Source organism: Janthinobacterium violaceinigrum, from assembly GCF_009208555.1.
GTDB lineage: Bacteria > Pseudomonadota > Gammaproteobacteria > Burkholderiales > Burkholderiaceae_D > Janthinobacterium > Janthinobacterium violaceinigrum.
This window is the reverse complement of sequence record NZ_WFLI01000031.1, coordinates 21,962-40,894: the sequence shown is the minus strand read 5'-3', so window position 1 is coordinate 40,894 and position 18,933 is coordinate 21,962. Positions and strand designations below refer to the sequence as shown.

Below are 18,933 nucleotides of genomic sequence, written 5' to 3'. Positions count from 1 at the left end.
TACATGAACCTGCAAGTGATTTTAGGAAATTTCGCTTTAATCCTGTTCGTGCTGATGGTGTTGACGGGCCTGGTCTGGTGCCTGGATGTGTTCTATCTGTCCAAGCAGCGCCGCAAGGCGGCCGACCGCGCCCTGGCCGAATTCGATGCGCGCCAGTCCAAGCTGGCCGCCGAGGGCATCAAGTCCGATGCGGGCGGCAGCCGCGCGACCATCGAGGCGGCCCTGTTGCGCCAGCCGACCTGGGTCGAGTATTCGGGCAGTTTCTTCCCCGTCATCGCCCTCGTGTTCTGCCTGCGCTCGTTCCTGTACGAGCCATTCAAGATCCCGTCGAGCTCGATGGTGCCGACCTTGCTGGTGGGCGATTTGATCCTGGTCAACAAGTTCACCTATGGCATTCGTTTGCCGATCGTCAACAAGCGCATCATTGAAGTCAACGATCCGCAGCGTGGCGACGTGATGGTGTTCAAGTACCCGAAAGATATGTCGCAAGACTATATCAAGCGCGTGATCGGCGTGCCCGGTGATAAAATCACCTATGAAAACAAGCGCTTGACGGTGAATGGCAAGGAAGTGCAGTACACCCCGCTGGACGACTACCTCGATGACGAAAGCACCATCTATCACAAGCAGCTGGAAGAAAACCTGACGGGCGTGAGCCACCGCATCCTCAACGACGAGCCTGCTCCCACGTTGAACTTGCGCGAAGTGAAGGATTTCCCGCACAAGGATGCGTGCAACTACAACGAAGACGGTTTCACGTGTGTGGTGCCAGAAGGCAATTACTTCATGATGGGCGACAACCGCGACAACAGCGCGGACAGCCGCTACTGGGGTTTCGTGCCGAACGAGAACATCGTCGGCAAGGCTTTCCTGGTGTGGATGAACTTCAGCAATCCGAAACGCGTGGGCGGCATACACTAAGCCGCCCTATGGCTGCCGCGCCGATTCCCCGCGCGGCGGCCAGCCGAATTACTCAGATGATACAGAAACAACAATGAATCTTCAGCTATTGCAAACCCGTCTAGGCTATACGTTCCAGGATGCTGGCCTGTTGCAGCAAGCCTTGACGCATCGTAGCCACAGCAGTTTGCATAATGAGCGGCTGGAATTCCTGGGCGACTCCATCCTCAACTGCGTGGTCGCCTCCATCCTGTACGAACGCTTCAAGTCCATCGACGAGGGTGACCTGTCGCGCCTGCGCGCCAACCTGGTCAAGCAGCAGTCGCTGTATGAAATCGCGCAAAAGCTGGAATTGTCGCAATTCCTGCGCCTGGGCGAAGGCGAACTGAAGTCGGGCGGTTTCCGCCGTCCGTCCATCCTTGCCGATACCCTGGAAGCCCTGCTGGGCGCGATTTTCCTCGACACGGGCTTCGATGCGGCCAGCACGGTGATCCGCGCCTTCTACATTCCCATCCTCGACTCGGTCGACCCGCAAACCCTGGGCAAGGATGCCAAGACCCTGCTGCAGGAGTTTTTGCAAAGCAAGAAAATCTCGCTGCCACAATACAACGTGGTGGCCACCCACGGCGCCGCCCACAGCCAGGAATTCGAGATCGAATGCCTGGTGCCGAAATTGAACATCCAGGTTTACGGCCGTGGCGGAAGCCGCCGCGCCGGTGAGCAAGCCGCCGCCAAACTGGCGCTGGACGTGGCCGAGCAGGCACTGTTGAAGTCGCCTGCCGCCAGCCGCAAGCCCAAACCGCGCGCCGCCCAGCTCAAGCTGGCCGGCATTGCCACCATCCAGAGCGACGACGCGCAAGCCCCGGCTGCCCCGGCGATCGCCGCTCACACTAAACAGAATCGACACTAGCATGACCACCACCAAAATGCCCGACAACTTCCGCTGTGGCTATATCGCCATCGTGGGCCGCCCCAACGTGGGCAAATCGACCCTGATGAACGTGCTGATCGGCGCGAAGGTCAGCATCACTTCGCGCAAGGCGCAAACGACGCGCCACCGCATCACGGGCATCCAGACGGTGCCGGACGCGCAGTTCATCTATGTCGACACGCCTGGCTTCCAGACGCGCCACTCGAACGCACTGAACAAGACGCTGAACAAGACCGTCACCAACACCCTGATTTCCTCGGACGTCATCCTGTACGTGATCGAGGCGGGCACCTTCGGCCCGGCCGACCAGCAAGTGATGGACCTGCTGCCGAAGGAAGTGCCGTGCATCCTCGTCATCAATAAGTCCGACCGCGTGAAGGACAAGGCGGTCTTGCTGCCGTTCGCGCAAAAGATCGCCGCCATGCGCGACTTCGCCGCCATCGTGCCCGTCTCGGCCAAGCTGCACTTCCAGCTGGAAGGCTTGCAGAACGAGATCAAGCGCTTCTTGCCGGAAAACCAGCCCATCTTCGGGCCGGACGACATCACGGACCGCAGCGAGAAATTCCTCGCCTCGGAAATCGTGCGCGAAAAACTGTTCCGCTTTGTCGGTGACGAACTGCCGTACACGAGCACCGTGCTGATCGAGAAATTCGAGCAGGAAGGCGATCTGCGCCGCGTGTTTGCCGCCATCCTGGTCGAGCGCGATACGCATAAATCCATGATTATCGGCAACAAGGGCGCGCGCCTGAAGGAAGTCTCCACCCAGGCCCGCCTGGACATGGAAAAGCTGTTCGGCGGTCCTGTGTACCTGGAAATCTGGGTCAAGGTCAAATCGGGCTGGGCCGACAACGAGGCGGGCTTGCGCGCCTACGGCTACGAGTAATCCGCAACCCGGGGGCGACACCACACGCATGAGCACCACCACGCCAGCGCTGCACGATCCTGCGCCAGCCTCCATCGTCGTTCCCGCACCGGCGGCCATCGCGCCGCCGGCCGCCCCCTCTGTCGCGCCTGCCGCGCCCCGGCGCAGCCGTCCGCCCGCGCGCGACGGCAAGATCACGGGCCAGCCCGCCTTCGTGCTGCACAGCTATCCCCATAAAGAAACCAGCCTCATCGTCGACGTGTTTACACGCGAATACGGCCGCATCGCGCTCGTCGCCAAGGGCGCCAAGCGGCCCCATTCGCAGTTGCGCGGCGTGCTGCAGACCTTCCAGCCCCTGCAGGCGGGCTGGACTGGGAAATCCGAACTGCGCATCCTGACGGGCGCGGAATGGGTGGGCGGCATGTTGCCGCTGGAAAAGACGGCGCTGCTGTGCGGCTTTTACCTGAATGAACTGCTGGTGAAACTGCTGGCGCGCGACGACCCGCACCCCGTCCTGTTCGACCACTACGTTGCCACCTTGAATCAACTGGCGCACAATGAGCCGCCGCCCATCGTGCTGCGCAAGTTCGAGCGCGCGCTGCTCAAGGAAACGGGCGTGGCGGCCGACCTCACGCGCTGCACGGCCACGCGCCAGGCCGTCGATGCGGGGCAGGTGTACGTGGTCGACCCGGAACGGGGACCGCGTCCGGCGCGCGCTGCCGACGCCTGGCCCAGGATCACGGGCAAGACCCTGCTCGACATGGAGCGCGAAGATTATCTTGACGGGGCCACGCAGGCGCAAAGCAAGCTGCTGATGCGTTTTTTGCTGGCCCATCAACTGGGCGGCGCCACCTTGAATACGCGCCAGATACTGATCGATTTAATGCAGCTGTAGCGGCCTTGTGGCCCTGCGGCACTTTACGGATACCATCACTATGAGCTTTTTGCAGCCTTCCGGCCCCGTCATCGACCTGGGCGTCAATATCGACCACGTGGCCACCTTGCGCAACGCGCGCGGCACCGCGTACCCGGACCCGATCCGCGCTGCCCTGCTGGCCGAACAGGCGGGTGCCGACGCCATCACCCTGCATTTGCGCGAAGACCGCCGCCACATCAAGGATGCGGACGTGATCGCCATCGCGCCGCAATTGCTCACGCGTATGAACCTGGAAGCGGCCGTGACGGCCGAGATGATCGATTTCGCCTGCCGCATCCGCCCCGCGGACGTGTGCCTGGTGCCTGAAAAACGCACGGAAGTGACGACCGAGGGTGGCCTGGACGTGGTGCGCTACTTCAAGGAAGTGCAGGCGGCCGTGCAGCAGTTGCAAGGCGAGGGCATCCGCGTGAGCCTGTTCATCGATGCGGACGAGCAGCAGATCGCCGCCGCGGCCGAGCTTGGCGCGCCCGTGATCGAGCTGCACACGGGCCGTTATGCCGATACGCAAGGTGCCGAGCAATTGGCCGAACTGGAACGCATCAAGGCGGGCGTGCTGTTCGGCGTGGGCCGCGGCTTGAAAGTCAATGCGGGCCACGGCTTGCATTACACCAATGTACAGGCGATTGCCGCCATTCCCGATATTACCGAATTGAACATTGGCCACGCCATCGTCGCGCATGCCGTGTTTGTCGGCTGGGAAAACGCCGTGCGCGAAATGAAGGCCATCATGGTGGCCACGCGCCTGGCCCGTACGGCATAAACGCGCGCGAAGGAGGCAGCATGATCTACGGCATCGGTACCGATATCTGCAAGATTCCCCGCATCGAGGCGGCGCTGGCCCGGCATGGCGAGCGTTTCGCGCAAAAGATACTGGGGCCGCAGGAGATGGAAAAATTCCGCGCCCGCAGTGCCAAGAATGCCGTGCGCGGCGTGCGCTTCCTCGCCACGCGCTTTGCGGCAAAAGAGGCGTTTTCCAAGGCCATCGGCCTGGGCTTGCGCATGCCGATGACCTGGCCCGCCGCGCAGATGCTGAACCACCCCAGCGGCAAGCCGATGATCGTCTGCAGCGGCGTGCTGGCCGAATTCATGGAAAAGCACCGGCTGAGCGCGCAGGTGACGATCAGCGATGAAGAAGAGTATGCGGTCGCGTTCGTGATCGTGGAGCAGGCGGAGTAGCAATGAGATGCCGGGGGCAGTCTTTTCGATCGGAATGCGTCCCATTGGGACGTATTCCCCCGGCGGGTCTGACCCCATTTAAGAGCCAGCAATGACTGAAGCAATATCCGACCTTAATTCTGCGGAAACGCAACCCGACCCGCGCGCGCAGGTGCTGGCCACCGTCGCCAAGCTGCCGAATTTGCCCGGCGTGTACCGCTATTTCGACGCCGCCGACAAGGTGCTTTACGTCGGCAAGGCGCGCGACCTGAAAAAGCGCGTGTCCAGTTACTTCCAGAAAAACCTGGCCAGCCCCCGCATCGCCATGATGGTCGAGCGCATCGCGCGCCTGGAAACGACCGTCACGCACAGCGAGGCGGAAGCGCTGATCCTGGAAAACAACCTGATCAAGGCGCTGCAGCCCCGCTACAACATTCTGTTCCGCGACGACAAGTCGTATCCGTATCTGAAAATCACGAACGGCGATGCGCCGCGCATGGTGTATTACCGGGGTGCGGTGGACAAGAAAAACCAGTATTTCGGGCCGTTTCCCAGTTCCTGGGCCGTCAAGGAATCGATGCAGATCCTGCAAAAGGTGTTTTTGATCCGCACCTGCGAGGATAGCGTGTACGCCAACCGCACGCGGCCGTGCCTGCTGCACCAGATCGGCCGCTGCAGCGCGCCCTGCGTGGACCTGATCAGCAAGGAAGACTACAAGAACGACGTGGAAAACGCGGCGCGCTTCCTGCGCGGGCGCCAGAGCGAAGTGCTGGCGGACCTGGAAAAGAAGATGCACGCGTTTGCCGCCGAGCTGAAATTCGAGCAGGCCGTCGTGGTGCGCAATCAGATCGCTTCGCTGTCGCGCGTGCTGCACCAGCAGAGCATGGAAACGACGGGCGACGCGGACGTGGACATCCTCGCCGTGCTGGTGCAGGGCGGACGCGCCTGCGTCAACCTGGCCATGGTGCGCGGCGGGCGCCACCTGGGCGACCGCGCCTACTTCCCCAGCCAGCTCAGCGATGCGGCGGCCATCGCCGAAGAACCCATCGAGGTGGAAGTGCTGGCCGCCTTCCTGGCCCAGCACTACACGGAAAAATTCATCCCCGGCACCCTGATCCTGAATATCGAGTTCGACCAGCCAGCCCTGATGGTGGCGCTGATGGAGCAGTGCGGCCACCGCATCAATCTGATCTTCCAGCCGCAGGGGCAGCGCCGCCAGTGGCTGGAAATGGCGCAGAAGGGCGCCGAGATTTCGCTGGCGCGCCTGCTGTCGGAGCAGGGTTCGCAGCAGTCGCGCACGCGTGCGCTGGCCGAAGCGCTGCGCCTGGAAACGGAAGACCTCGACGGCCTGCGCGTGGAATGCTTCGACATCAGCCACACGCAGGGCGAGGCGACGCAGGCGTCGTGCGTGGTATTCCACCACCACGCCATGCAGAACGGCGAATACCGGCGCTACAACATCAACGACATCACGCCCGGCGACGATTACGCGGCCATGCGCCAGGTCCTGATGCGCCGCTATGAAAAAGTGGCGAATGGCGACGGCGTGATGCCCGACGTGGTCTTGATCGACGGCGGCAAGGGACAGATCGAAATGGCGCGCCAGGTGTTTGCCGAGCTGGGACTCGATATCAGCTTGATTGTCGGCGTGGCCAAGGGGGAGGGGCGCAAGGTGGGCCTGGAAACCCTGCTGTTCGTCGATGGCCGCGCGGCGCAGGAGCTGGGCAAGGAATCGGCGGCGCTGATGCTGATCGCGCAAATCCGCGACGAGGCGCACCGCTTTGCCATTACGGGCATGCGGGCCAAGCGCGCCAAGACGCGCCAGACGTCGCGGCTGGAGGAAATCGAAGGCATCGGCGCCAAGCGCCGCCAGAAACTGCTGTCGCGCTTTGGCGGCTTGCGGGGCGTGGTCGACGCCAGCGTCGAGGATCTGATGTCGGTGGAGGGGATTTCCACGCAGCTGGCCGAAGAGATTTACAAGCAGTTGCATTAATGCTCGAACGGGTGCGCCATACCGCGCGCCTGGAAGAAATCGAGAGGGGGCACAATGCGGCGCCAAGCGCCGCCAGAAGCTGCTGTCGCGCTTTGGTGGCTTGCGCGGTGTTGTCGATGCCAGTGTCGAAGACCTGATGTCGGTGGAGGGGATGTCGACCCAGCTGGCCGAAGAGATTTACAAGCAGTTGCACTGATGAATCGATGGCCTGGTCCGGCGCTGCCGCAACCGGACTAGGCTAATACCCCTGGGCCATGTAGACTAGTGGCGCTTTCTTCACGCTTTCTTCATGTTCAATTTACCCGTCGGCCGATTGCTTCCTTATGCCTTTTAATATTCCCATCCTTCTGACCTGGCTGCGCGTGGCCCTGATCCCGCTCGTCGTCGGCGTGTTTTACCTGCCGCCGTCGATGCTGCTGCATGGCGACCAGAACCTGGTCGCCACCCTGGTCTTCATCGTTGCCGCCGTCACCGACTGGTTCGATGGTTTCCTCGCGCGGCGCTGGAACCAGACGTCGGCCTTCGGCGCCTTCCTCGACCCCGTGGCCGACAAGCTGATGGTGGCGGGCGCCTTGCTGGTGCTGGTGCAGCTGGACCGTGTCAATGCCGTGCTGGCCTTCATCATCATCGGCCGCGAAATCACGATTTCCGCATTGCGCGAATGGATGGCGCAGATCGGCGCATCGAAATCGGTGGCCGTCAGTTCGATCGGCAAGATCAAGACGGCCGCGCAAATGACGGCCATTCCCTTGCTGCTGTACCACGAAGTGGTCTTCGGCGCGATCGATACCCATGTGTGGGGCGAAAAGCTGCTGTGGATAGCCTGCGTGCTGACGGTGTGGTCGATGTTCTATTACCTGCGTCTGGCGTGGCCTCTCATCAAGGAAAAAGCGGGCAACTTGCATTGAGGTGGTGGACGCCGATAGCATTGGTCTGGCGTCTTTTTAACCCAAACGCAAGAGCTGGGGTCAGACCCAAAGGAACTCGGCGTCCCCGTCTGACCGAAATATTTTGCAAAAGACCAGATATTGCCCGTTGACAGCCCCTGTAATCCATCTATAATGCTGGCCTGTTGTTGATGACGCGGGAGTAGCTCAGTTGGTAGAGCGCAACCTTGCCAAGGTTGAGGTCGAGAGTTCGAGACTCTTCTCCCGCTCCAGTTTTCTGGATCGTGTCATAGGTGAAAACAGCAAATGCAGTAAAAAGTAGTACTGGCGATGTAGTAGAGCTTCTGATACAATGTTGTCCACTGCGGGAGTAGCTCAGTTGGTAGAGCGCAACCTTGCCAAGGTTGAGGTCGAGAGTTCGAGACTCTTCTCCCGCTCCAGTGAATACTGGATCAGCAGTAAAGTAGCACTGGTAAACGGTAGTAAAAGGCAGTAAAATAGCGGTTCGAAATGCGGGAGTAGCTCAGTTGGTAGAGCGCAACCTTGCCAAGGTTGAGGTCGAGAGTTCGAGACTCTTCTCCCGCTCCAGCGCAAGCTGGCAGCAGTCAAGCAAGATGGCAGTAGCAGAAAATAGAAGCTCCAATGCGGGAGTAGCTCAGTTGGTAGAGCGCAACCTTGCCAAGGTTGAGGTCGAGAGTTCGAGACTCTTCTCCCGCTCCAGAATTCTAAAGGGAAGCTAAGCTGGCTTCCTTTTTTTATCCGCCGCGGTACGTGGCGCGATTAAGCAGCAACCAAGCTCCAATGCGGGAGTAGCTCAGTTGGTAGAGCGCAACCTTGCCAAGGTTGAGGTCGAGAGTTCGAGACTCTTCTCCCGCTCCAGTTTTCAAGGTGGGCCGCAAGGCGCATCCAAGCAGTTCCTCTGGCGAGGTAGCAAAGAGGTTATGCAGCGGCCTGCAAAGCCGTTTAGACGGGTTCGATTCCCGTCCTCGCCTCCAGATGAAAAAAATAGCCCGCTCTCGAGTGGGCTATTTTTTTGTCCGCGTTTTCGCCGGCCGTGCATCTTGTATAATGCCCGCAGGCTCAGCCGCGTTACCCGGTGCGCTGATCGATCTTCCCCTTTCCGCCATCCCCATGTAGTCATTGCCGAGTTTCACTCTCCGTCAGACACGCGCGGCCTTCCTTTGGCGTCCGCCGGCATGGCTGCGCCTGATGCTGCTCGCGCAGGCCTGCATTTTTCCGTTCCGAACCTGGATTTGACTCAATGATCAACACAACTTTTCGAGAAGAGTGGTACTCGAACCTGCAAAAAAATGTCCTGGCGGGATTGACCACCTCATTTGCCCTGGTGCCCGAGTGCATCGCCTTCGCCCTGGTGGCGCAACTCAATCCCCTGATGGGCCTGTATGGCGCCTTCATCATCTGTGCGCTGACGGCCATCTTTGGCGGGCGTCCCGGCATGATTTCGGGCGCCGCCGGCTCCATGGCCGTCGTCATCGTGGCGCTGGTGGCCCAACATGGCGTGCAGTACCTGCTGGCCACCGTGGTGCTCAGCGGCATGCTGATGGCGCTGTTCGGCATCTTGCGCCTGGGAAAACTGATCCGCATGGTGCCCCATCCCGTGATGCTGGGTTTTGTGAATGGCCTGGCCATCGTCATCGCCATGGCCCAGCTGGAGCATTTCCGCCAGGCTACGCCGCAAGGCGAGACCTGGCTGCAAGGCACGCCCTTGCTCGTGATGGGCGCACTGGTGCTTCTCACCATGGCCATCGTCTACGTGCTGCCGCGCATCACGCGGGCCGTGCCGCCCGCGCTGGTGGCCATCCTCGGCGTGGGCGTGCTCAGCCATTTCCTGCAGCTGCCCACGCGCACCCTGGGCGACCTCGCGCACATCGCGGGCGGCTTGCCGTCGCTGCATTTTCCCACCGTGCCGCTGGACATGGCCACCTTGCACATCATCTTCCCGTACGCGGCGCTGATGGCCATGGTGGGGCTGCTGGAAACCTTGCTCACCTTTAATCTCACGGACGAGATGACGGAAACGCGGGGCCAGCCGAACCGCGAATGCCTTGCGCTGGGCGCGGCCAACGTCGTCTCGGGCCTGTTTGGCGGCATGGGCGGCTGCGCCATGATCGGGCAGACCATGATCAACCTGAGCTCGGGCGGGCGCTCGCGCCTGTCCGGCGTGACGGCGGGCGTGATGATTTTATTGTTCATCCTGTTCCTGTCGCCGCTGATCGAGCGCATTCCCCTGGCCGCCCTCGTGGGCGTGATGTTCGTGGTGGCGCAGCAGACGTTTGCCTGGGGTTCCCTGCGCGTGCTGGGCAAGGTGCCGCTGCAGGATGCGCTGGTGATCGTTGCCGTGACGGTGATCACGGTGTTTACGGACCTGGCGATGGCCGTGCTGTGCGGCATCGTCATCGCTGCCTTGAATTTTGCCTGGCAACATGCGCGCGACATGCGCGCCGAGACGGACGACGGCACGCCGGGCGTGCGCGTCTACCTGCCGCACGGCACCCTGTTCTTCGCGTCGGCCGCGCATTTCCAGGAACTGTTCCAGCCGGCTGCCGACCCGGCCCGCGTCATCCTCGATTGCCGCCACCTGCATCTGGCCGATCACTCGGCCATCGCCGCCATCGAGGCGCTGTATGACCGCTATGCAAGGGCCGGCAAGCATCTGCAGGTGATGCATCTGTCCGGCCGCAGCCAGGCCCTGCTGCAGCGCGCGGGCGTGGACGTGCGCGTGGCGTAAAATATGCAATGGTCTGATCCCCGCAATTCCCCGGGATGGGCGGGATTGTTGAATGTCTGTGGAGTGTGAATGCTGTCGAACGAACAAGAACAATTGTTGCAACAAAGCCAGGCGGGTTTCGATGCCTACTATGACGCGCTTGGCGCCTCGCTGGTGAATTTTGTCGAGCGCCTGGGCATCCAGCCCGCGCACGAAGTGTTGACGAACGCGGCCGAATACCTGCCGTACATCGATGCGGCCATGCGCACCATCGCCATCCGCGATGAAAGCTGGCAATGGGTGAAAACCATGCTCGGCTACTTCATCGGCGAATACTTCGTGCAAGGCCACGCGGGCTGCTGGTACGTGGAAACGCGGGCGGAATCGCCGTACTTCTGCCGCTACATGGTGGGCGGCTTCGAGCATGGCTTGCCGGCCGATGCCGCCATCGACCCCGATGCACTGGCGCTGGAATTTCTGGGACAATCCGTGCCGCGCGAGCTGGCGACATTAATTGGCGATGCACAGGCCGCGCTGGCTTGAAGCAAGCACAAGCAGAGAAAATGGAAGCGGAGCTGCACCTGGCGGAAATCCCGTACGACACGGGCGAATTGCGTTTCCGTTACACGCGCATGCTGTCGGACGACGGCACGCGCTGGATACGCCATGGCCTGTTCTGCGAATACCATCGCAACGGCACGGTGATTTCAGAGGGACATTACGAGCATGGCCGCGAGAACGGCTTGTGGCGCGACTTCCATGAAACGGGCGCGCCAGCCGCCGAAGGACACTATCGCGACGGCGTCGAAACGGACGACTGGCGCTATTGGGATGCAGCGGGCAAGCAGGTGGTGCGCGCCTGAGCGGCGCTTGCGCTGATTGCCGCTCATCCGGCCAGGCGCGGCAGCTACTGCCACGCCGGACCGTCATACTTTAAAACTCTTCCCACTCGCCTTCGGCCGGTGCGCTTGCCTTGCTGCCGGCGCGCGTCGCTGGCAGGCGCAGGGCAGGGGCCGTAGCCTTGCGGGCCGGCGCGGCTGCCGGTGCTGCGGGCGCGCTGCGCTGCGCCGCTTTCACGCTGAAACGGTCGCTGGCCACCGCGTTGGCGTCCAGGCGGAAGACGCTGACCACTTGCGCCAGTTCGCTCGCCTGTTCCTGCATCGCTTCGGCTGCGGCCGAGGCTTCTTCCACCAGAGCTGCATTCTGCTGCGTTACCTGGTCCATTTCGGAAATGGCCTGGTTGACTTGCTCGATGCCTGCGCTCTGTTCTTCGCTGGCATTGCTGATCTCGCTCATGATGGAGGTGACGAAGCCGATGCTTTGCACGATTTCTTCCATCGTCTTGCCCGCCTTGTCGACCAGGTCCGTGCCCACGTCGACCTTTTGCACGGAGTCGTCGATCAATCCCTTGATCTCTTTTGCTGCCGCGGCCGAGCGCTGTGCCAGGTTGCGCACCTCTGTTGCCACCACGGCGAAGCCGCGGCCCTGTTCGCCGGCGCGTGCCGCTTCTACGGCCGCGTTCAAGGCCAGGATGTTGGTCTGGAAGGCGATGCCGTCGATGACCGAGATAATGTCGACGATTTTCTTCGACGAGGTGTTGATCTCGCTCATGGTGGCGACCACTTCGGCCACCACGGCGCCGCCGCGGCTGGCGATGCCGGCCGCGTCGCCGGCCAGTTTATTTGCCTGGCGCGCATTGTCCGCGTTCTGCTTGACCGTCGAAGTCAGCTCTTCCATCGACGACGCCGTTTCTTCCAGCGAGCTGGCCTGCTGTTCCGTGCGCGACGACAGGTCCTGGTTGCCGGCGGCGATTTCCGCGGAGGCCGTGGCGATGGTGTCGGTGCCGCTGCGCACCTGGCCCACGATGCCCACCAGGCTGTCGTTCATGGTTTTCAGGGCGTGCATCAGCTGGCCCGTTTCATCGCGGCCTTGCGCCGTGATGGTGCTGCTCAGGTCGCCCGCTGCCACGGTTTCCGCCACCTTCACGGCGTCGCGGATGGGGCCCGTGATGGAACGCGTGATCCACCACGCGAAACCGATGCCCATCAGCACGGCCAGCACGCCCATGGTGATCAGGAAGATGCGGGTGCTGCTGTAGGCTTCGATGATGCTGGCGCCGACGCCGTCGGCCGCCTTGATCTGCATGTTGGCAAAGCGCTTCACTTCGGCCAGGTAAGCCACGGTGATGGGCGTCACTTCCTTGTCGAACACTTCCTTGGCGCCCGCCACGTCGCCGTCCGCCTTCATCTTGAACGCGCGTCCCCGCGTCGTCACATAGTCGGTGCGTACCTTGCGCACCACCTTGAACTGCTCGATCACGGCCGGGTTGAGCAGGGACGCGACGATGTCGTCCTGCAGCTTGCTGGAACGCTCCGCATCGACTTTCAAGTCTTCCTCGATCTTGGCGCGCACGACCGGGTCGGTGATCTCGAACGAGGCCACGCCGCGCACGCTGTTGAGCTCGATGATCTTCGACCATTCGGCCACCATGCGCTGGTTCTTGATGCTGGTATTGATGAGGCGATAGGTCAGGTCGCTGGCCGTTTGCATGCGCACGAGGGCGGTGATGGTCAGGGCGGCAAGCAACAGCAATACGACAGCAAAGCCGACGCCAAGGCGGCTGCCGATGTTCAGGTTTTTCATGTAATTCCTAACAGTTTAATAGTCATGATCGCCGCCGCCAGCAGGGGCGGACAGGCGCCGCAAGGCGCAGGGGATCGGGGTCTTCGGGTGCCGCGTGATGGCTGTGCGGCGCGCCGCGCTGAGCGTGGCGTAGAGGTAAAGCAAGGGGTGCAGCGGCCTGGGGTGCCGCTAACCAGCAAACCGCAAGTATAGCATTGACGCACGGAAATAGTTTCTGGCGGCAATTTTAATTGTTTTTTGATATTGATTTCCTGTTGCTTTTTTACATCAAGTTGCGTGTATATAAGTACTATCACTTACATTCCGCCTTACTTTTTCCCCCATCGGCTGATAAAATACTAATGATAATCATTCGTATTAAAACATCGACCAGGGAATTGTATGCAGCAACCGCGCAAGCCAGGAATCAAACCGATCACCATCGCCGTACTGGGCGCCTTGACCTTTGGCGCCACGCCATTGGCAGCCTGGGCGCAGGAAAGCCTGCCCGCCGTGACCGTGACGGCATCGAAGGACAAGGATGGCTATGTGGCCGGCAGCTCCGCCAGCGGCACCAAGACGGAAATGGCCTTGCGCGATGTGCCGCAGACGATCAACGTGGTGCCGGCCGCCGTCATCCGCGATCAGCACGCCATGTCGATCCAGGACATCATGAAAAACATCCCTGGCGTGGGCCTGTCCACGGGCGACGGCCAGCGCGACCAGGTGTTCATCCGCGGCTTCACGGCCATCGGCGACCAGTTCGTTGACGGCTTCCGCGATGACGCCCTGTATTTCCGCGACCTGTCGAACGTGGAGCGCCTGGAAGTGATCAAGGGACCGGCCGCCGTGCTGTACGGCCGCGGTTCCTCGGGCGGCCTGGTCAACCGCATCACCAAGAAGCCGGGCGTGGATATCACGGACGTGGCGCTGAGCTTGACGAACACGGCTGGCCGCCGCGGCGAAGTCGACGTGGGCCGCGTGGGCGAGACGGTGGACTGGCGTTTCACGGGCGCGCGCGAATTGTCGGACAGCTACCGCGACCAGCAATTCATCAACCGCACGGCACTGGCGCCATCGGCGGCCATCCGCCTGTCGAGCGCGACGAAACTGCTGCTGCAGGGCGAATACCTGGAAGACCGCCGCCTGACGGACTTCGGCATCCCGTCCTACCAGGGCCGTCCCGTGGCCGTCGATGCGGGCACGTATTACGGCGCCGCCAACGCCCGCGATGCCGATTTCAGCCAGTCGCGCGTGGTGTCCACGGCCGCCACCCTGACGCACAAGTTCAGCGATACCTTGTCGCTGCGTAATGCCTTCCGCTATTACGATTACCACCTGGACCGCAACAACACGAATATTTCCGGCAACGTCAACGAAGTCAAAGGCACGATGAACTTTGGCCACGCCAAGCTGAACCGAGACGAGAGCGGCTGGTTCAACCAGACGGAACTGACGCAAAAACTGCTCACGGGTTCCATGCGCCATGAAGTGCTGTACGGCGCCGAGTTCGGCAAGCAGAACAAGGATGCCAGCAGCTGGGCTTCGACCGTGGTGGCGACGAATGTCTCGATCTTCAACCCCGTGCTGCCCGTCGTCGACCGCAGCAAGCTGGGCGCGCGCAGCGATACTTTCGGTACCTACGACACGGCCGCCGCCTACGTGCAGGATGCCATCAGTTTCAGCGACGAGTGGAAGGCGCTGGCCGGCCTGCGCTACGACCGCTACAAGCAGCAGTCGCGCCTGGCCAATGCGGCGGGCGTGACGACGGCAGACCTGTCGCGCACGGATTCGGCCTACAGCCCCCGCGCCGGCCTCGTCTGGCAGCCGAGCGCGGCGCAATCGTATTACGCGTCGTGGAGCCGTTCGTTCCAGCCCAGCGGCGAGAACTTCGCCCTGGCCGCCAACAATGCGGACCTGGCGCCGGAAACCACGCGCAACACGGAAGTGGGCGCGAAGTACGACTTGTGGGGTGGCCGCGCCAACGCCACCGTGTCGCTGTTCCGCCTCGAGCGCGACAACATCAAGACCAGCGACCCGATCACGAACCGCATCGTGCCTGTGGGCACGCAGCGCACGGATGGCCTGGAACTGACCTTCAATGCAGACTTGCACGACGGCTGGAAAATGATGGCCGGCTATGCCTGGCTGGACGCCACCATCACCGATTCCATCGCCGTCGACAGGAGCGTGAATACGCCGGGCACGACGACGGCCAGTTCCGTCGCCGTCAAGGGCAAGCGCGCCACCCTGACCTCGCGCAATACGGCCAATCTGTGGCTGACGAAAGACCTGGGCCACGGCTTCACGGTGGGCGGCGGCGCGAACGCCGTCGGCAGCCGCTTCGCCAATCCGGGTAACACGGTGGTGCTGCCGGGCTACGTGACGGCCGACGCCATGGCCGCGTACCGCACGGGCCGCTATGAAGTGCAGCTGAACGTCAACAATATCGGCGACACGCGCTACATCGTCTCGGGCCACGGTTCCAGCCCGAACCTGAGCTTGCCGGGTGCGCCGCGCAATGTGGCGCTGACCTTGCGCTACAGCCTGTAAGTCGAGCCCGATCTTCGGGCAGACAGCAAAAACCCGCTCGCGAGCGGGTTTTTTTTCGTCGGTGGGTAGCGAAGTGCAAGCGTGCGGGCAGGTTGGCATTGTTTAGAGGGAATGTTCGGTATCGTCAAATTAATGTTGACTAAAGGCAATTTTTTCCAGCGGACTAAGCCTTGTCTGAGTTTGAGGGGTAAAATGGTGTCATACGGTACAGGCATGGTGCTTATATCTTGGTGATATGACACCACCACGACGCCGTATGACTTTTTATTTACTCACATCATAGAGGCCTGAATATGGTTCAGATGTCCAGGCGCCAGTTCCTTCGGGTTACTGGCGCGACCATTGCTGGTTCCAGCCTCGCCCTGCTCGGTTTCGCACCGGGCCAGGCGATGGCGGAAGTGCGGCAATACAAGCTGTCTCGCACGACCGAGACACGCAATACCTGTCCTTACTGTTCGGTAGGATGCGGCGTTCTGCTGTATGGACTGGGCGATGGCGCGAAAAACGCCGTCTCCAGCATCATCCACGTGGAAGGCGATGCCGATCACCCGGTGAACCGCGGCACCCTGTGCCCGAAGGGCGCCAGTCTGGTCGACTTCATTCACAGCCCGAACCGCCTGAAAGTGCCCGAGTACCGCGCACCGGGCGGCACGGAATGGCAACCGATCTCCTGGGATGTGGCGCTCGACAAGATCGCGCGCCTGATGAAGGATGACCGCGATGCCAACCTGATCGAAAAGAATGCCGACGGCAAGACCGTCAACCGCTGGCTCTCCACCGGCATGCTGGCCGCGTCCGCCGGCAGCAACGAGGTGGGGTATCTGACCCATAAGACAGTGCGCAGCATGGGGATGCTGACCTTTGATAATCAGGCGCGTGTATGACACGGACCGACGGTGGCAGGTCTTGCCCCGACGTTTGGCCGTGGCGCGATGACGAATCATTGGGTCGATATCAAGAATGCCGATGTGATTCTGGTCATGGGCGGCAATGCAGCAGAAGCACATCCTTGCGGATTCAAATGGGTAACGGAAGCGAAGGCGCATAACAAGGCCAAGCTGATCGTTGTCGATCCGCGCTTTACCCGTACCGCATCCGTGGCAGATTACTACTGCGCCACGCGTACCGGCACGGACATCGTCTTCCTCGGCGCGATCATCAATTATCTGCTGACGAACGACAAGATCCAGCATGAGTACGTGCGCAACTACACGGACATGCCCTTCATCGTGCGCGAAGACTATGCGTTCGAAGACGGCCTGTTCTCGGGTTTCGACAAGGAAAAAGGCAAGTACACCAACAAGAGCACCTGGGATTACGAGATCGGCGACGATGGCTATGCCAAGGTCGACCCGACCATGGAACACCCGCGCTGCGTCTACCAGATGATGAAGAAGCACTACGCGCGCTACACGACCGAGATGGTCGAGCGCACGTGCGGCGTGTCGCCCGACAAGTTCCACAAGGTGGCGGAGGCACTGGCCTCGACGGCCGTGCCGGGACGCGCCGGTACCATCCTGTACGCACTGGGCTGGACGCACCACTCGACGGGCGCGCAGACCATCCGCACGGGTGCCATGGTGCAGCTGTTGCTGGGCAATATGGGTATCGCGGGCGGCGGCATGAACGCCTTGCGCGGCCACTCGAACATCCAGGGCTTGACCGACCTGGGCCTGATGTCGAACTTGTTGCCGGGCTATATGACCCTGCCGAACGAGGGCGAGCAGGACTTCGACGCCTACATCGCCGCGCGCGCCACCAAGCCGCTGCGGCCGAACCAGCTCAGCTACTGGAGCAATTACCGCAAGTTCCACGTCAGTTTCATGAAGACGTGGTGGGGTGATTTCGCCACGGCCGAGAACAACTACGCGTTCGACTACCTGCCCAAGCTGGACAAGCCGTATGACTTGATGCAAGCGATCGAGAACATGCACCAAGGCAAGATGACGGGCTATATCTGCCAGGGCTTCAACGTCATCGCGTCCGCGCCGAACAAGCAGAAGGTCACGGAAGCGCTGTCGAAGCTGAAGTTCCTCGTCATCATGGACCCGCTGGCCGTGGAAACGGGCGAATTCTGGCGTCCGCACGGCGAGTTCCACGAAGTCGATCCCACCAAGATCATGACGGAAGTGTTCCGCCTGCCGACCAGCTGCTTCGCCGAAGAGCGCGGTTCGCTGGTCAGTTCCTCGCGCGTGCTGCAGTGGCACTGGCAGGCGGCCGAACCGCCGGGCCAGGCGCGCAGCGACCTGGAGATCATGTCGGGCCTGTTCCTGCGCATGCGCACCATGTACCAGAAAGAGGGCGGCAAGTTCCCCGATCCGATCGTCAACCTGACGTGGAATTATGCGCAGCCGCATAATCCGCAGCCGGAAGAGATCGCCCGTGAATTCAACGGCAAGGCGCTGGCCGACTTGTACGATCCCAAGGATCCGACCAAGCTGCTGGTCAAGAAGGGTGAACAGCTGGCGTCGTTTGCGCAATTGCGCGACGATGGCACGACCACCAGCGGCTGCTGGATCTTTGCCGGCAGCTGGACGCAGGCAGGCAACCAGATGGGGCGCCGCGACAACAGCGACCCGACGGGCATCGGCCAGACCCTGGGCTGGGCCTGGGCATGGCCGGCCAACCGCCGCGTGCTGTATAACCGTGCCTCGTGCGACTTGAAGGGCAAGCCTTTCGATCCCACCCGCAAGCTGATCGAGTGGAATGGCACGAACTGGACGGGCGCCGACATTCCCGACTTCAAGGTCGACGAACCGCCGGAAAACGGCATGGGGCCGTTCATCATGCTGGGCGAGGGCGTGGCGCGCTTCTTTGCGCGCGGTGCCATGGCCGAAGGGCCGTTCCCCGAGCACTACGAGCCGTTTGAAAATCCGCTCGGCTACAACCCCATGCATCCGAAAAACCCGCAGGCGACCAGCAATCCGGGCGCGCGCGTGTTTGCCGATGACCGCAAGCTGTTCGGCACGCATGAGGAATACCCGCATGTGGCCACCAGCTACCGCTTGACCGAGCATTTCCATTACTGGACCAAGCATGCGCGCCTGAATGCCATCATCCAGCCGGAGCAATTCGTTGAAATCGGCGAAGAGCTGGCGGCCAGCATCGGCGTGGTAGCCGGCGGCAAGGTCAGGGTCAGTTCCAAGCGGGGCCACATCATCGCCAAGGCCGTCGTCACCAAGCGCATCAAGGCCTTGAAGATCGAAGGCAAGCAGGTGCATACCGTGGGCCTGCCATTGCACTGGGGCTTCACGGGGGTGGCCAAGCCGGGGTATCTGATCAACTCCCTGACACCGGGCGTGGGGGATGCGAATTCGCAGACACCGGAATTCAAGTCCTTCCTCGTGAAGGTGGAAAAAGCATGA

14 protein-coding genes, 6 tRNA genes and 1 pseudogene are annotated in these 18,933 nt (G+C 61.7%); 20 read left to right on the top strand and 1 reads right to left on the bottom strand.

Annotation, left to right across the window (positions count from 1 at the left end; genetic code table 11):
• Nucleotides 1–3 precede the first annotated feature (3 nt).
• The 18 genes and pseudogenes from lepB (at nt 4) to GCN75_RS21755 (ending at nt 11,256) form a co-directional block, all read left to right on the top strand.
• Nucleotides 4–921: a signal peptidase I gene (gene lepB, locus GCN75_RS21835; RefSeq protein ID WP_152284270.1), complete on the top strand. Its 918-nt coding sequence runs from the start codon at nt 4–6 to the stop codon at nt 919–921.
• Nucleotides 922–994: 73 nt separating this feature from the next.
• Nucleotides 995–1,810 carry a ribonuclease III gene (rnc, locus tag GCN75_RS21830; RefSeq protein WP_034749615.1) on the top strand — a complete coding sequence of 272 codons (816 nt, stop codon included), beginning with the start codon at nt 995–997 and terminating at the stop codon, nt 1,808–1,810.
• 1 nt (nt 1,811) lies between these two features.
• Nucleotides 1,812–2,714, top strand: coding sequence for a GTPase Era (era, locus tag GCN75_RS21825; RefSeq protein WP_152251114.1), 903 nt, complete (start codon nt 1,812–1,814; stop codon nt 2,712–2,714).
• Nucleotides 2,715–2,742: 28 nt separating this feature from the next.
• Nucleotides 2,743–3,588 carry a DNA repair protein RecO gene (gene recO, locus GCN75_RS21820; protein ID WP_152284269.1) on the top strand — a complete coding sequence of 282 codons (846 nt, stop codon included), beginning with the start codon at nt 2,743–2,745 and terminating at the stop codon, nt 3,586–3,588.
• Between the two features lie 40 nt (nt 3,589–3,628).
• Nucleotides 3,629–4,390, top strand: a complete 762-nt coding sequence (pdxJ, locus tag GCN75_RS21815; protein ID WP_152284268.1) for a pyridoxine 5'-phosphate synthase — start codon at nt 3,629–3,631, stop codon at nt 4,388–4,390.
• A 20-nt stretch (nt 4,391–4,410) separates the two neighbouring features.
• Complete coding sequence (gene acpS / locus GCN75_RS21810) at nt 4,411–4,806, top strand: holo-ACP synthase (RefSeq protein WP_152284267.1); 396 nt, start codon at nt 4,411–4,413, stop codon at nt 4,804–4,806.
• A 91-nt stretch (nt 4,807–4,897) separates the two neighbouring features.
• The gene (gene uvrC, locus GCN75_RS21805; protein WP_152284266.1) at nt 4,898–6,778 is read left to right on the top strand and encodes an excinuclease ABC subunit UvrC; all 1,881 of its coding nucleotides are present in this window, start codon (nt 4,898–4,900) and stop codon (nt 6,776–6,778) included.
• Between the two features lie 8 nt (nt 6,779–6,786).
• Nucleotides 6,787–6,974 (top strand): annotated as a pseudogene (locus GCN75_RS29985) (hypothetical protein); the annotation flags it as partial.
• Nucleotides 6,975–7,101: 127 nt separating this feature from the next.
• Nucleotides 7,102–7,686 carry a CDP-diacylglycerol--glycerol-3-phosphate 3-phosphatidyltransferase gene (gene pgsA / locus GCN75_RS21800; RefSeq protein WP_152284265.1) on the top strand — a complete coding sequence of 195 codons (585 nt, stop codon included), beginning with the start codon at nt 7,102–7,104 and terminating at the stop codon, nt 7,684–7,686.
• 175 nt (nt 7,687–7,861) lie between these two features.
• Nucleotides 7,862–7,937: transfer RNA gene (locus tag GCN75_RS21795), tRNA-Gly, on the top strand.
• A 92-nt stretch (nt 7,938–8,029) separates the two neighbouring features.
• Nucleotides 8,030–8,105: transfer RNA gene (locus GCN75_RS21790), tRNA-Gly, on the top strand.
• A 72-nt stretch (nt 8,106–8,177) separates the two neighbouring features.
• Nucleotides 8,178–8,253 (top strand) — tRNA-Gly (locus tag GCN75_RS21785).
• A gap of 56 nt (nt 8,254–8,309) precedes the next feature.
• Nucleotides 8,310–8,385: transfer RNA gene (locus tag GCN75_RS21780), tRNA-Gly, on the top strand.
• A gap of 83 nt (nt 8,386–8,468) precedes the next feature.
• Nucleotides 8,469–8,544: transfer RNA gene (locus GCN75_RS21775), tRNA-Gly, on the top strand.
• Between the two features lie 42 nt (nt 8,545–8,586).
• Nucleotides 8,587–8,660: transfer RNA gene (locus tag GCN75_RS21770), tRNA-Cys, on the top strand.
• 266 nt (nt 8,661–8,926) lie between these two features.
• Nucleotides 8,927–10,414, top strand: coding sequence for a SulP family inorganic anion transporter (locus GCN75_RS21765; protein WP_152284264.1), 1,488 nt, complete (start codon nt 8,927–8,929; stop codon nt 10,412–10,414).
• Between the two features lie 69 nt (nt 10,415–10,483).
• Nucleotides 10,484–10,936, top strand: coding sequence for a hypothetical protein (locus GCN75_RS21760; protein WP_152284263.1), 453 nt, complete (start codon nt 10,484–10,486; stop codon nt 10,934–10,936).
• On the top strand, nt 10,933–11,256 hold the full coding sequence (locus GCN75_RS21755; RefSeq protein WP_226941514.1) for a toxin-antitoxin system YwqK family antitoxin: 324 nt from the start codon (nt 10,933–10,935) through the stop codon (nt 11,254–11,256). Before GCN75_RS21760 ends, GCN75_RS21755 begins: the two co-directional genes overlap by 4 nt.
• A 70-nt stretch (nt 11,257–11,326) precedes the next feature.
• On the opposite strand, the gene GCN75_RS21750 is transcribed toward GCN75_RS21755, so the two are convergent.
• A complete protein-coding gene (locus GCN75_RS21750; RefSeq protein WP_152284262.1) occupies nt 11,327–13,036 on the bottom strand; it encodes a methyl-accepting chemotaxis protein in 1,710 nt (569 codons plus the stop codon).
• Between the two features lie 381 nt (nt 13,037–13,417).
• Between GCN75_RS21750 and GCN75_RS21745 the strand changes: the two genes are divergently transcribed.
• Nucleotides 13,418–15,568, top strand: a complete 2,151-nt coding sequence (locus GCN75_RS21745) for a TonB-dependent receptor (protein WP_152284261.1) — start codon at nt 13,418–13,420, stop codon at nt 15,566–15,568.
• Between the two features lie 293 nt (nt 15,569–15,861).
• Nucleotides 15,862–18,933, top strand: a complete 3,072-nt coding sequence (gene fdnG, locus GCN75_RS21740) for a formate dehydrogenase-N subunit alpha (RefSeq protein WP_152284260.1) — start codon at nt 15,862–15,864, stop codon at nt 18,931–18,933.